At 51.1% G+C, this 14,233-nt stretch carries 14 protein-coding genes; 5 read left to right on the plus strand and 9 right to left on the minus strand.

Translation table 11 applies throughout. The features are described 5' to 3' along the window. Positions 1 to 9 precede the first annotated feature (9 nt). The 5 genes from DYC63_RS11370 to DYC63_RS11390 are packed head-to-tail and all read left to right on the plus strand — an operon-like array spanning position 10 to position 4,074. Positions 10 to 642 (plus strand): paraquat-inducible protein A, encoded by a 633-nt coding sequence (locus DYC63_RS11370; RefSeq protein ID WP_115219316.1) that lies wholly within the window; start codon positions 10 to 12, stop codon positions 640 to 642. Beyond that, positions 632 to 1,255, plus strand: coding sequence for a paraquat-inducible protein A (locus tag DYC63_RS11375; RefSeq protein ID WP_172459503.1), 624 nt, complete (start codon positions 632 to 634; stop codon positions 1,253 to 1,255). The genes DYC63_RS11370 and DYC63_RS11375 overlap by 11 nt, the downstream gene beginning before the upstream one ends. Continuing rightward, positions 1,236 to 2,885: a PqiB family protein gene (locus DYC63_RS11380; protein ID WP_115219318.1), complete on the plus strand. Its 1,650-nt coding sequence runs from the start codon at positions 1,236 to 1,238 to the stop codon at positions 2,883 to 2,885. The genes DYC63_RS11375 and DYC63_RS11380 overlap by 20 nt, the downstream gene beginning before the upstream one ends. Before the next feature lies 1 nt (position 2,886). Next, the gene (locus DYC63_RS11385) at positions 2,887 to 3,477 is read left to right on the plus strand and encodes a PqiC family protein (protein ID WP_115219319.1); all 591 of its coding nucleotides are present in this window, start codon (positions 2,887 to 2,889) and stop codon (positions 3,475 to 3,477) included. Between the two features lie 54 nt (positions 3,478 to 3,531). Continuing rightward, positions 3,532 to 4,074 carry a hypothetical protein gene (locus DYC63_RS11390; RefSeq protein WP_115219320.1) on the plus strand — a complete coding sequence of 181 codons (543 nt, stop codon included), beginning with the start codon at positions 3,532 to 3,534 and terminating at the stop codon, positions 4,072 to 4,074. Positions 4,075 to 4,173: 99 nt separating this feature from the next. Here the strand turns inward: DYC63_RS11390 and lpxC are convergent, their stop codons facing one another. Genes lpxC through murD form a run of 9 tightly spaced genes read right to left on the minus strand, consistent with a single transcriptional unit; the run spans position 4,174 to position 14,233 of the window. Further along, positions 4,174 to 5,097, minus strand: a complete 924-nt coding sequence (gene lpxC, locus DYC63_RS11395) for a UDP-3-O-acyl-N-acetylglucosamine deacetylase (protein ID WP_115219321.1) — start codon at positions 5,095 to 5,097, stop codon at positions 4,174 to 4,176. Further along, on the minus strand, positions 5,097 to 6,260 hold the full coding sequence (gene ftsZ / locus DYC63_RS11400; RefSeq protein WP_112863921.1) for a cell division protein FtsZ: 1,164 nt from the start codon (positions 6,258 to 6,260) through the stop codon (positions 5,097 to 5,099). Before ftsZ ends, lpxC begins: the two co-directional genes overlap by 1 nt. Beyond that, positions 6,251 to 7,480, minus strand: coding sequence for a cell division protein FtsA (ftsA, locus tag DYC63_RS11405; RefSeq protein WP_115219322.1), 1,230 nt, complete (start codon positions 7,478 to 7,480; stop codon positions 6,251 to 6,253). The genes ftsZ and ftsA overlap by 10 nt, the downstream gene beginning before the upstream one ends. After that, positions 7,477 to 8,295: a cell division protein FtsQ/DivIB gene (locus DYC63_RS11410; RefSeq protein ID WP_115219323.1), complete on the minus strand. Its 819-nt coding sequence runs from the start codon at positions 8,293 to 8,295 to the stop codon at positions 7,477 to 7,479. Before DYC63_RS11410 ends, ftsA begins: the two co-directional genes overlap by 4 nt. Continuing rightward, positions 8,292 to 9,221: a D-alanine--D-alanine ligase gene (locus DYC63_RS11415; protein WP_115219324.1), complete on the minus strand. Its 930-nt coding sequence runs from the start codon at positions 9,219 to 9,221 to the stop codon at positions 8,292 to 8,294. Before DYC63_RS11415 ends, DYC63_RS11410 begins: the two co-directional genes overlap by 4 nt. Then, entirely contained in the window at positions 9,218 to 10,651 is a 1,434-nt protein-coding gene (gene murC, locus DYC63_RS11420) for a UDP-N-acetylmuramate--L-alanine ligase (protein ID WP_115219325.1), read from the minus strand. Before murC ends, DYC63_RS11415 begins: the two co-directional genes overlap by 4 nt. Continuing rightward, on the minus strand, positions 10,648 to 11,742 hold the full coding sequence (murG, locus tag DYC63_RS11425; RefSeq protein WP_115219326.1) for an undecaprenyldiphospho-muramoylpentapeptide beta-N-acetylglucosaminyltransferase: 1,095 nt from the start codon (positions 11,740 to 11,742) through the stop codon (positions 10,648 to 10,650). The genes murC and murG overlap by 4 nt, the downstream gene beginning before the upstream one ends. Next, positions 11,739 to 12,944 (minus strand): putative lipid II flippase FtsW, encoded by a 1,206-nt coding sequence (gene ftsW, locus DYC63_RS11430; RefSeq protein WP_115219327.1) that lies wholly within the window; start codon positions 12,942 to 12,944, stop codon positions 11,739 to 11,741. The genes murG and ftsW overlap by 4 nt, the downstream gene beginning before the upstream one ends. After that, positions 12,935 to 14,233 (minus strand): UDP-N-acetylmuramoyl-L-alanine--D-glutamate ligase, encoded by a 1,299-nt coding sequence (gene murD / locus DYC63_RS11435; protein ID WP_218564620.1) that lies wholly within the window; start codon positions 14,231 to 14,233, stop codon positions 12,935 to 12,937. The genes ftsW and murD overlap by 10 nt, the downstream gene beginning before the upstream one ends.

Raw genomic sequence — 14,233 nt, forward strand, 5'->3', positions numbered from 1 at the left:
TTATTGCTGATGACACACCATTCTTTAAAACCGCATAGCGAACTTATTGCCTGTCCTGCCTGCGATGCGCTTTACCAACGTCCGAAAGATCTCAGGGCTCAAGAAAAACTTCTTTGCACTGCTTGCGGTACCAGATTAATCGACGGACACGCGGACTTCCGTCAAGCTTTTATTTTTACACTCACCGCGCTGATTTTATTTATTATTGCTAACAGCTTCCCTTTTATTACACTCAGTATGCGCGGAGAAATCACCACCATATCGGTTTTTTCCAGCGTCAGATCCTTATTTGATAATGCCCTACCCATGCTTGGCGTGATGGTCATGCTCTTTATCATGGTCTTGCCGCTTTATTATTTAAGCGCCATTTTATGGGTGATTATCAGTTTTCGTTTTCAATTTATGCACCGCTTAACGCGGCGTTTCCTGCATTGGCTGCATCATATTTCCCCTTGGAATATGTTGGAGGTATATCTTTTAGGCGTGGTGGTGACGCTTGTTAAAATCATGACCATGGCAAGCGTGAAATTCGAAAGCGGTTTTTGGGCATTTGCCGCCCTGATATTCTGCTCAATCTTAATTGAAAGCCGCTTTGACGTGAATGACGCCATCTTCCAAGCTTATGAAGAACATGATAATTAGCCCTACTACCGCACGCGATGCGCAAAAAATCAACTGTCTTGCCTGCGGCTCGGTCGTATCAATGCAGGCGCAGCGCTGCCGACATTGCAATGCGCATCTGCACAGCCGCAAACCCGACAGTATCCGTCGCACTTGGGCCTATTTGCTGACCTCAATTTTTCTCTTTTTTCCTGCCAATTTACTGCCTATTACCTATACCAGCTATCTCAGCCGCCCTAGTCAAGCGGATACCATTTTCAGCAGCATTGTGCTGCTATGGCATCACGGCTCCTACGGCATTGCCATCATTATTTTTACCGCCAGCATTTTCACCCCTTTTTTCAAAATCGCGGTGCTGATTTATTTGCTCTTACACCAACATCCGCAACGACCGCCTAAACTCCAAACCAAACTCTACAAATTCATTCATTTCATCGGGCGTTGGTCGATGATTGACGTCTTTGTCGTCGCCCTGCTCGGCGCACTTATTCACGGACGCTTAGCGCAAATCAATCCGGGTATAGGTATTTTTGCTTTTACGGGCGTCGTTGTTTTCACAATGATAGCAACCGAAACCTTCGATATCAGACTTCTTTGGGATAATTACCGACATCATGCAAGAACCAGAACGTAAACAAAACCGCTTTTCCTTCTTATGGCTGCTACCAGTCTTTGCTTTGGCAGCAGGCTTATATCTTGCCTATGCACGCTATAACCGACTCGGACCAAGCATCCAAATCGAGCTAGAAAACGCGGCAGGCATTGAAGCCAACCGTACCAAAATTCGCTATCGCGCCGTGGAAATCGGCACCGTCAGCAGTATTGCCTTTACCGAAGATTTGAAAAAAGTGATCGTCAGCGCGCAAATGACGCATAATGCCACCTCCTTACTGCGCCGAGATGCCAAATTTTGGGTCGTACGTCCGCAAATCAGCCTCAGCGGCATCACCGGCTTGGATACCATCGTCTCCGGCAGTTTTATCGCCATAGAACCCGGCATTTCAGAAGAAAAAGCCCGCCGTTTTGTCGGCTTGGACAAAGCACCGTTAATAGATGCCGGTGACATCGGCATCCGCGTGCGCATGGTAACCAACACCGCTAAAGGACTGTATAGCGGCTCTCCGGTGTACTATCGCGGCATCAAAGTCGGACAAATCGAGACCGTCCAATTCAATGACGAATTCGACCGCATCTATGTTGAAGCCTTTATCAACCGCCCCTATGACCAACTCATCAACAGCAATACCAAATTTTGGAACATTAGCGGCGTAAACTTTGCCATCGGACCTAATGGCGCGGAAATCTCAATGGAATCCCTTGAAACTCTTGCCCTAGGCGGCATCACCTTCTCCACCCCGATGAGCCTTAATCAGGAAGAAAAACATCTGGATGAAGACACCCTATTCACGCTCTATGAAAATGAAAAAGACATCTACCAATCGATTAACTATCAAAAACAATACTACGTCTTATATTTCAGCGACAGCCTGCGCGGACTGAAAGCCGGCGCCCGCGTAGAATTCGACGGCATTGAAATCGGTCAAGTCATCGACATCCGTCTCATTTACGACGAGAAAAAAGAACAAGCCGTGATGCCCGTATTAATTGAAGTCGAGCCGGAGCGCATCACCCGCGTTAATGGCGAAGAGGCCTTTGAGAATCTGGAAGCAGATGCCGCCATTTTTGATAACCTTGTCAGCAAAGGACTTAAAGCCAGTCTGGAATCCGCCAACCTCATCACCGGGACAAAATTCGTCCGTCTGAGCATGTATCACAAAGAGCCGGAAGGCAAACTGACCAAAGACAGCTATAGCGCCTACAGCATCATGCCGACCAAAAACACCGGTCTAAATAAAATTACCGAAGACATCGGCATCATTGTCGAACGCGTTAAAAAACTGCCCTTTGATAGCCTTTTTGCCAAAGCAAACAGTACAATGGGCGCAATCCATGACGCCGTCTCGCAAAAAGAAGTACAAGAACTTGCCGGCTCGATTAACAGCACTCTCGCCCAATTCGAGCAAACCCTTGCTTCCGTACAAAGCACCAGTCAAAGCGCCAATACCCTGCTGCGCGGACTCAACAGCCAAATTGCCAGTGTGAGCAAACAATTAGAACAAACTCTTTACGGCATCAGTCCAAGCTCCAATCTCTACTTCAACCTCAACCAAACCATGCAAGCCTTGGAAAAAACCGCCAAAAGCATTGATCGCGTCATGCTGCAAATTGATGCCAAGCCTAATTCACTGATTTTCGGAGATTAATATGCCTATAAAAACCTTTCTGCTGTGCAGCGCTATGTTCATTCTCAGCGCTTGCGCCAAAAAAAGCACCACCTACTACCTCCTACCGGTCGTACCGCCCGATCCAAGCGAAATCATCAGCCCGATTGCCGACCAAGGCATTTACGCCATGCGCTACGTCACTATCCCTGATTATTTGACCAACCGATATATCCTCTTCTTTAATACCGACGGCAGTGTCAACCGCGATCCCAACCGCCGCTGGGTGGACTATCCTGAAGACAATATCAAGCGCCTGCTCGCTCTGCATATCAGCAAACGACTGAACAGCCAAGAATTCTACAGCTATCCGTTAGCACAAAATATCCGCCCCGACCGCATCATCGACATCAGCATCATCGAAATGATCGGCTATGCCGAAAATCAACGCTTCCAAGCCGCCGCCACATGGCAGATTCATGATAAAGACGGCAACAGATTGGCGCTACATCAATTCAATCGCGAATATCCCTTGGAAAATACCGCCGGCAATACGCTGGCAAAGACCTACCAAAAAGCCTTGGAAGCGCTTAGCGCCGCCATTGCCCAAAGTCTTGCCAAAGATAAAAACTAACCGTACTATTCACAAAAAATTTCAATCTTTTAATAAATACTGCTGAGGAAAACTATGGATAATAATGACTTTAACCCATTAGTATTCAAAAATATTTTAGATGAAGACGTTGAAGAAGTGCAGATTACTGCCGCAGAACAAAAACCGCAAGAGAATGCACTTTCTGCGCAAGCGCTTATACAGCATTATCAAACCTTAGCAGCGCAATATCAACATCTCCAGGCGCAGCAGCAAGATTTGCAGGAAAAATTTTTCGCCCTCGCTGACGTCATGTATCAAATGCTGGCTTTTATCAATATCCAACGTCTTTATCAAGGCAAAAATGTCATTATGGCTAATGATATTGCCGACACTGTTGAAAACAACCCTATTCTCACACAATTGAGCAATCATCTGCGCGAAGCGGCGATAGCCTCCTCATTAGGCATCATTTCACAATTCGAAGATGCACAAAACCATCTGCGTAATACCGTTATGTACGCATGGCGGCAACGCTTCCACAGCGAGGAACGCGAAAGTCTGGCAAAAAAACTCTTTGTCCATCAAGAAAATCACAATGAAAGTCATACTAAGAATCAGGGAGATGATGTTTTTTAAGCTGCTAAACGCAGAGCATAAAATGAATCAGAAGAAATGAGAATGCTGTGCTTGCCGTCTCAAGTGATGATGCCATTCATTCTTAAAGAATGCTGCCTACTAAGCGTAAGCTAAGAAATCCTGTTTGCCGTAGCCGTAATCCAAGCTATGTTGCTGATTGGGATCCAATCCCGTCCATTCCCAAACGCCCTGCGTTTCAAGTACCGCGAGGCAGAGTTTGTTGTTTAAATCATGCCCTGATTTATAGCCCTGATACCAAGCCAAAAGCGGCGCGCCGAGCATGTATAAATCGCCGACGGCATCAAGCAGTTTATGACGCACGAATTCATCGTCAAAACGCAATCCCTGCTCGTTCATAATACGAAATTCATCCACCACAACCGCATTATCCAAGCTGCCGCCTAAGGCTAAGCCGTGGCTTTGCAAAAATTCAATATCGCGCAAAAAGCCGAAAGTACGCGCGCGGCTAATATCGCGGATGTAATCGCGCGTGGAAAAATCCAAGCGCACATGATCATTGCGATGGCGAAAGACAGGATGGTTAAAAGCAATGGTAAAGTCTAGGCGGTAGCCTTGATAAGGCGAAAGCCGCGCCCATTTATCACCTTCGCGCACTTCAATGCTTTCATTGATGCGGATAAAGCGTTTTGCCCCGTCTTGCTCGCGGATGCCCGCCTGTTGCAGGAGATAAATAAAGGGAGCGGCGCTGCCGTCCATAATCGGCACTTCAGGCGAATTCAGCTCGATATAGAGGTTATCGATGCCTAAGCCGGCAAGGGCGGACATCAGATGCTCGACGGTCGCGATGCGCACGCCGTCTACAACCATTGCGGTGCATAATTGCGTGTCGCGTACATCGCGCGCATTAACAGGCACTTCCGCCATAGGATGGATATCCGTACGGCGAAAGACGATACCTGTGCCGACAGGCGCGGGCAGTAGGCGGATATCGCATTGCTTGCCGCTATGCACGCCGATGCCGGAACCTGAAATGGCTTGCTTGATGGTACGCTGACGCAGCATTATTTTGCCTTTCTGCGCAGGATTGAAGGGATATTCAAACCGCTTAAATGCCCATCGCCTTTTTGTCCGACTTTTTGAGTGTTTTCCGCTGCAGGGTTAATAGGCATTTCTGCAGCAGGGATAGTTTGCGCATTGTTCGGCGTACCGAAGCCGAAGAGATTGCCACTGTCAAAGGCATCTTCTTCATCGCTGATTCCGGTGGCTAGTAAGGTAACGCGTACCACGTCTTCCGGAATGCTTTCGTCATCATACATACCGGCAATAACCAAGGGATCCGGATAATGCAAAGCCGATTCAATCAGTTTGCCCGCGGTTGTGAAGTCTTTTTTAGTGACTTTGCGAGCAGATACGCTAAACATAATGCCGGTGGCGCGTGAAATATCGATATTTTCCAATAAAGGCGAAGAAATCGCCTTATGCGTTGCGGTGGCGGCACGATCCGGTCCTTGCGCTTCGCCTGAGCCCAAAATAGCGATACCGCGTGCGGACATGATGGTTTTAATATCGGCAAAATCGATATTGAGTTGTCCGTGTTTTTGGATAACGCCGACAATGCTGCGTACACCGTTTTTTAGTACATCATCCACGGCGCGGAAAGCCTCATTCATCGGCATATCATCGCTCATCACTTCCGAAATACGCTCATTGGGAATGACGACCAAGCAATCCACATTAGCTTTTAGAGCTTCAACGCCTTGCTCGGCGATGCGCATACGTCTTGAACCCTCAAAATCAAAAGGTTTGGTGACGATGGCCAATGTGGTGATGCCGATTTCGCGCGCCACTTCCGCAATCACCGGCGCCGCGCCGGTACCGGTGCCGCCACCCATGCCGGCAGCAATGAAAATCATATCCGCCCCTTCCAGAACTTCACGAATACGCTTGCGATCTTCTTCGGCGGCGGCGCGTCCGACTTCCGGCTGCGAGCCTGCACCCATGCCGCGCGTGGTTTCCACGCCTAATTGCAATTTTTGTTGAACAGGGCTGTTTCTTAACGCTTGCAAATCCGTATTTGCACAAATCAGCTCCACACCTTGTAAATCAAAATCGCTCATATGTTTGACCGCATTACAACCGCCGCCGCCCACGCCGACTACGCGGATAAGCACCGGCGAACCTGTTTCGCTACGACTGTCTTCCTGACCGACAAATTCTATGCCCATTGGCTACCTCTTCCAAAAATGTGTTTTAACTTGCGGATTATATCGCGTTTTGGCTGAATTTCCCAAACATGGTCCGGCAAAGGCTCGTATAGCAATTTGGCAATTCCCAAAACACCCGTCATGCCTGCATCGTATTGCAGGTGATCGGCCAGTCCTTCAATGAAATACGGCTTCGCCAAACGCGCCGGCAAAGCGAATTTTTCTTCTAAATAATGCGTCAGCCCCGGCAGTTGCGCCGCGCCGCCGGTAATCACGATGCTGTGAATCGGGATTTCCCTCATGCCCAAGCGGCGCAAAGCGGCTTCAAAATGCTGGAATAATTGCGCATAGCTTTCATGGATGGCGGCAACGAAATCCGCGCTTTCGATTTTGCGTCCGCTGCGCAGCCCCGTATGCGGCAATTCCAAAAACTGCGTTTTCATCAGCGGCAGCAGCATCGCGCCTTGCTGGCATTTGAGCATTTCCGCATATTGGCGCGTGGTGGAATATTTGCCTGCCAAATGGCTGGAAACTTGCTCGCCGCCGATGGTCAGTCCGCCGCTGGCAATCGGCACGCCGTTTAACCAAATCATAAAATCGCTGGTGCCGGCGCCGATATCCAAGAGACATACGCCCATCTCGCGCTCTTCCGCGGTGGTCGCCATATAAGAAGACGCCAAAGCGCTGGAAACGATGGCATTCACGCCGACCCCTGCCGCTTCCACGCAACGCTTGATGGTGGCGCACATGGTTTGATCGGCGCGCAGAACGTGATAACTGGCATTCACCTGCCGCGCCGGCATGGATTCGGGGTAGGCTACTTCATAGCGTCCGTCTAAAACGTATTGCTGCGCCAAGATATGCAGAATTTGCTGGCTCGGCTCGCTGACTTTATGCCGCGCCTGCAAAACCAATTCGCGCATATGAGCATTGCCGACTTGCTGATTTGAAACAAAAATCTGCGCTTCGCTATTCAGCCCCATGACGTATTCTCCGCCGATTGCCACATCGACATTGCGGATTTCATAGCCGGATTGGCGTTCGGCTTCTTCAATCGCATAATGCAATGCCTGTTTTGCGGCGGCAATATCTTTAATCACGCCGGCTTTCACCGCTTCGGCATTGACCACGCCGCAGCCTAAGACACTGAATTTTCCTTCCGTATTGCTTTGCGCAATCAATACGCGCAAACGCGAACTGCCAATATCGATGACGGCTTGAATATTTTCTATTGCACTCATTTTCCGGCCTTCTCGTTTTTTATTTTCTCGCTCACAGGACTGACCCCCGCTTTCCAACGCACGGAAAAGCCGTCTGCATAACGCAAATCTAAGGTAGAAATATACTGCCCATAACGATTTAACATTTTTTCTTTAATTACCACTAATTTTTTCAGTCGTTTATTTAATTCTTCGCGTCCTAAAATCACTTCGATGCCGTTGGCCAAATACAGATGCCAGACATGACGCTCATCTAAGCGTAAACGGCGCAGCGGCAAGCCTTGCGCGTTCAGCCAAGGATTCAGATGCAGATACATATCCAAGACCTGCGCCTCGCTGCCCTGCGGTCCGTGCACCGGGAAAAGCATCGCCAAAGCAGGCGATTCCGGCAAAGCGAAAATCGCCGCCTCATTATCCAAAAAATGCCTGTCGCCCCAGCGCAGCAGCGGCACGCGCTCCTGCACGTCAATGCGCAGCGCGTCCGGCCATTCTTTGCTGACCACAATGGATTTGACCCAATCTTGCTTGCGCAATTCCGCCGCCAGCAAGCTCACATCGATTTGCAATAAATCGTTGCGCCCGAAATGTTGCACTTTTTCCGTCAGCTGATTGCCGTCGGCATAGATCAAAGGACGCAGCAAAACCACGCGTTTAAGCGGCAAAAAGGCATCTTGAGTTAAGCGTTGGCACAAAAGCCAAGAGCATAATCCGATAACCAGCAACAAAAACAGCGTCAGCAGCAAACTGGCTAAAAATCCCAGCACAGAACGCTTGCGCTTATCCTGCGTCAAAGAACCGACGGAAGTTCTCCGCTTGGGACGCTGATTGGCAATCATGCAGGACTCTCTAAGGTTTGCGTCAAAACGCGCAGCACTAAGGCGTCAAAATCCATGCCCGCTTGTGCCGCCGCCTGCGGTACTAAAGAATGCGAGGTCATGCCGGGGGCTAAATTGATTTCCAAGAGCCAAGGACGGTTTTCTTGGTCTAACATAATATCTACCCGCCCCCAAGCGCGGGCATCCAGCACCGCAAAAGCCTTGGCGGTCAGCGCGGCGATTTCCGCACTTAAGTCCGCATCTAAGGGCGCAGGACAGAGATAATAGGTATCCTCGGCTTGGTATTTGGCATGAAAATCATAGAAATCATGCGTTTTGCCGGTAATAATCTCAATTAAGGGCAGGACTTGATTATCCACGACCGCACAGGTCAACTCCCGTCCTTCCACCCAAGGCTCAACCATCACTTTCTGCTCGCCGACTTTGGCATGGCTTAAAGCAGCCTGCCATTCGCCGGCATTACGCACGCGACTAATCCCGACGCTGGAGCCTTCCAAAGCGGGCTTGACGGCAAAATCCCGCACTTTAAGCAAAGCACAGACTTCATCATAGCTTTCATTGCCTTGCAAAACATAGTCTTTCAGCACCGGTAAACCGTAGCTCGCCCAGACTTGCTTGGTCATGATTTTATCCATCGCCAAGGCGCAAGCCATCACGCCGCTGCCGGTATAAGGAATGCCCAGCCATTGCAAGACGCCCTGAATTTGTCCGTCTTCGCCGCCGCGACCGTGCAACATCACGAAAGCACGATCAAAACCCTGATTGCCTAAATTCAGTACTGCCTGACGATCTCGACTATCCACCAAATGCGCATCGATGCCTTGACGACACAGAGCCTCATATACCGCCTGTCCGCTGATTAAAGAGACTTCGCGTTCTGCGGAATCGCCGCCGTATAAGACGGCAACCTTGCCAAACTGCTTCATGCTTCCTCCGCCACAATCTCTTTTGCCAAGCGTCCGATATCGCCCGCGCCTAAGAAAATCACCACATCCTCATCTTGCAGCAAATGCTCGCGCAAATAGGCCGTGATGTCGTTTTTATCGGCAATCACAATCGGCTCGACGCGTCCGTGCGCGCGAATGGCGCGGCTGAGGGCTTTGGTATCTGCTCCTGCAATCGGCGCTTCGCCGGCGCTATAGACATCGGTCAGCACCAAAACTTCGCACTCGCTCAAGACTTCGGCGAAATCATCGAGCAAATCGCGGGTGCGGGTAAAACGGTGCGGCTGGAAGACCGGCACAATCCGCCGCCCTGCGAAGCCCTCCTGCGCCGCTGCCAAAACGGCTTTAATCTCATTGGGATGATGCCCGTAATCTTCAAAAATATCCGCTTCGCCGCGCGCATGTTTCAAGCGACCGTGATGGGTAAAACGCCGTCCTACGCCGCGAAACGCCGCCAAACCGCTGATAATCGCCTCGCGATCCAGACCCAATTCCTCGCCGACAATAATCGCCGCCAAGGCATTAAGTACATTATGTTTGCCCGGCATATTCAAAGTCACGGGGAAAGTGGTATTGCTGGCATCGTCAATCACGTCAAAGCGCATCTGCATGCCTTCCTGACGCACATTAAGCGCGCGCACGTCCGCATCTTTGGAAATACCGTAAGTGCGCATCGGGCGCGCCACCTCCGACAAAATCGCGCGCACGCCGGGATCGTCAATACACAAGACCGCCAAGCCGTAAAAAGGCAGATTATGCAAAAAGCGCACAAAGCCTGCTTTCAGCACCTCATAGCTGTGCTCATAATTCTCCAAATGATCGGCGTCGATATTGGTTACAATCGAAATCATCGGTTGCAGCAGCCAAAACGAGGTATCGGATTCATCAGCTTCGGCGACCAAATACTGCCCCTCGCCCAAACGCGCATTGCTTCCCGCCGCCGTCAGCACGCCGCCGATAATAAAGGTCGGGTCTAAGCCGGCATCGGTCAAAATACTGGCGGTCAGGCTGGTAGTCGTGGTTTTGCCATGCGTGCCGGCAATGGCAATTCCGAAGCGAAAACGCATGATTTCCGCCAACATCTCCGCCCGCCGAATCACGGGAATGCCCAATTCGCGTGCGCACAATACCTCGGGATTGTCTTTGGCGATGGCGGAAGAGGTAACCACCACATGCGCCCCTTCGACATTATCGGCATGATGCCCGTAGAAAATCTTAGCCCCTTGCGCCGCCAATTTTTCGCTAATCGCGGATGCTTTTTGATCCGAACCGCTGATTTGATAGCCTAAATTAATCAATACCTCGGCAATCGCGCTCATGCCCACGCCGCCGATACCGACAAAAAAGATGTTTTGTACGCGGCGCATCTGACGGCGCTCGATGCGCCCGAAATGAATATCTGCTGCTTTCATCGCAGTACTTCCTCAATATTGTGCAAAATCTTATCCAAAGCCTGCGCATGGCTTACTTGCCGCGCAAGCGCCGCCTGCGCCGCCAAATCTTCACGCAAATCGCGCGCCTGAATCAAGGCAGCTAATGTCTGCGCATCGAGATTGCTCTGCTGCACAATCTCGGCTGCTCCAAGTGCCGCCAAAGTCTGTGCATTGGCGCTTTGATGGTCATCGACGGCATGCGGGAAAGGCACGAATACGGCGGCAATGCCGACCGTAGCAATCTCCGCCACCGTCGCCGCGCCCGAACGCGCCAAGACCCAATCCGCTTCGGCATAGGCCTGCGCCATATCTTCGATAAAAGGCAAAACCTTGGCTTTCACGCCCGATTGCGCATACAAAGCCTCGGTTGCTTCTAGCCATTTGCTGCCGACTTGATGAGTCACGCGCGGGCGGCTGTCTTCAGGAATCAATGCCAAAGCCTGCGGCAATAATTCGTTTAATGCTTTTGCCCCCTGACTGCCGCCCAAAACCAGCAGACGGATTTTGCCGTAATGCTGGGCATAGCGTTTTTCAGGCGCTTCCAAGGCGGCAATATCGGTACGCACCGGATTGCCGGTTTCCACAAAATCCTTGCCGACAGGCAGTTTATCCGCCGCACGCTTATCGGCTAACAAGACCTTATCCGTCCATTTCGCCAGCCATGTATTCGTCATGCCCATGACGGCGTTCTGCTCATGAATGACCAAAGGAATGCGCAGCTGCTTTGCCGCCAAGCCTCCCGGCCCCGAGACAAAGCCGCCCATACCGATAACGACTGCCGGACGTAAACGGCGCATAACCGCTTTGACGCGCTTGAGCGCCGCATAAATCATAAAAGGCGCTTTCAGCCAACCAATCAAGCCCTTGCCGCGCAAAGCCTTGACTTGAATATCATGTAAAGTAAAGCCGGCTTGCGCGACTTTCGCCGCCTCAAAGCCGTCGGCATTGCCCAGCCAATGAATCTCTGCGCCGCGTACCGCCAAAGCCTGCGCCACCGCCAAAGCAGGATAGACGTGTCCGCCCGTCCCCCCCGCCATCATCAGCACCGTTTTTCCACTCCACTCTGTCATATTTTCCCCTCGCGTTTTGCCACAAAGCGCGACTCCGCATCAATGCGCAGCAAAATCCCTAATGCCATGCAGGTAATGATGACCGAACTGCCGCCGTAGCTAATCAGCGGCAAGGTCAAACCCTTGGTCGGCAAACTGCCGTTAACCACGCCGAAATTAATCAAACTCTGAATACCCAGCCATGTGCCGATGCCGCAAGCCAGCAAACTGGCGAAATTTTTGCGCACCCGATGCGCCAGCGCCGCCGTAGCAAAAGCGCGCCAAATCAAGAGCGCAAACAATCCCATGACCAATAATGCGCCGATAAGCCCGAATTCCTCGCTGATAATTGCAAAAATGAAATCGGTATGTGCTTCCGGCACGAACTGATGTTTGAAAATACTCTCGCCCAAGCCCACGCCCTCAATCTCGCCGCGACCGATGGCAATCAAAGAATGTACCAATTGATAGCCCTCGTCATCGGCGAAATCAAAGGGCTTTAAGAAAGAAGTGATGCGCTGCAAACGATAAGGCTCAATGACAATCACTGCTACACCTAAGAGCAATGCGCCTAAGCCGTACAGCGCCAAATACCAAAGATTCGCCTCTGCCAAATACAGCATAATCAGCACCGTCGCCCCGACCACGACCGTCGTGCCGAAATCGGGTTCTGCCAGCAATAAGCCTGCCGTTACGCCTAAAAACATCATGACCTGCGAAATCTTCCAAAAAGAATGGCGCAAACTCACGCGGTGCCGATGAAAAAACGCGGCGGCAAAAATAATCGCCCCCAGCTTCATCACTTCCCCCGCCTGCAAATTGAAAATGCCTAAATTAATCCAGCGTTGCGCGCCGTTGACTTGCCGCCCAATCCCCGGAATCAGCACCGCAATCAATAAGATAAAACAACAGGCGATAATCAGATGACTTCTGCGGCGCAGCTTCTCACTTTCAATGCGCAGCATCGCCACCAGCATAAACAGACCCAAGCCATAATAAACCGCTTGGCGCAGCGCATAATGAACGCTCTCTTTGCCCTGCGCCGCCGCCAAAGGCGCGGAAGCGGAAGTTACCATGACCATGCCGACGCACATCAGGCACATAATCGCCAACAAGAGCCAAATATCCGGAAAGGCCAAGCCCTGCCAGCGATTGGTATTTTGGTCTTGCTGGGCGTGAAAATCCGCCACAGGATTAAACAGGTGCGGTGAATTTACTGGCATTGGTTTTGCACCTCATAGGCAAAGCAGGAACCGCGCGCATCATAGCCGCTGAATTGGTCGAAACTCGCCGTTGCCGGCGAAAGCAGCACCCAATCTCCGGCTTGTGCCGCCTGCTTGGCATATTGCACCGCATGATGCATCTCGCCGCAATCGACATAATCGATGCCGCCGGTCTGCAATGCCGCTTGCATATCGCGGTTATCCACCCCGATAAGCAAGACTTTTTTCACGCTGGACTGCAAAATCACCTGCGCCAACTCCTTAAAATCCTGATTTTTGCCCACACCGCCGGCAATCAGATATATCGGCGCGCTGATGCCCGCCAAAGCGGCGGCGGTAGCGCCGATATTGGTCGCCTTGGAATCGTTCAGATAGCGCACACCCCCATATTCGCCGACCAAAACCATGCGATGCGGCAAACCTTTAAACAGACATAAAGCCGCGGCAGCCTCCGCCATATCCGCTCCGAAAGCGCGTAGCATCAGCAAAGCGACCAAAGCATTGGCGGCATTATGCGCGCCGTAAACACTTAATTGACGGGTATCCAAAACTTTTTCGCCGTCTAGCCATAGGGCGTCATCTTGCACACAGACCGCCTGTCCCTTGCCGTAAAACAGCGTTTGTGTCGCCAAATCCGCCAATGCCGTGCATTGCGCATCGTCGGCATTGAGCACGCAGACCGCCGATTGGCGCGCCAAATTGGCTTTTGCCTGCGCATAATCGGCAAAACTGTCGTAGCGGTCGAGATGATCGGGCGTAATATTGACAATCGCGCCCACCGCAATCTGCAAAGAAGGACAGACTTCCAATTGGTAGCTGGATAATTCCACCACATAGCAATCGGTTTCTTGCGGCGCGTCGAACAAAGCCTCCAAAACAGGACGGCCAATATTGCCGCATAGGCGCACACGCTGTCCTAAAGCGCTCAAGGTTTCCGCCAACATCGACACCACCGTCGATTTGCCGTTTGAACCGGTTACTGCCAAGACAGGCTTTTCCACCAAACGTGCAAACAGCTCGACATCATTGATAACCTCGCCGCCAGCAGAAGCAATCGCCGCTGTACGGCGGTCAATCCCCGGGCTGACGATTAATGTAGCAAAAGCGGCGAATTGCGCCGGATCATCCAAGCATAAGGGCAAAATCTCGCCTTGGGCTTTGCCGTCAAAGGCTTGCACCTGATAGCCTGCCGCCTGCAAATATCGAAAAGCGCTCTTACCCGAAACGCCCATTCCTACGACCGCAATCGGTTCGGGTAAACGCAAAGCGGCTAATTTTTCCTGCATCAT

This window comes from Suttonella indologenes, assembly GCF_900460215.1.
In the GTDB taxonomy this organism is placed as follows: domain Bacteria; phylum Pseudomonadota; class Gammaproteobacteria; order Cardiobacteriales; family Cardiobacteriaceae; genus Suttonella; species Suttonella indologenes.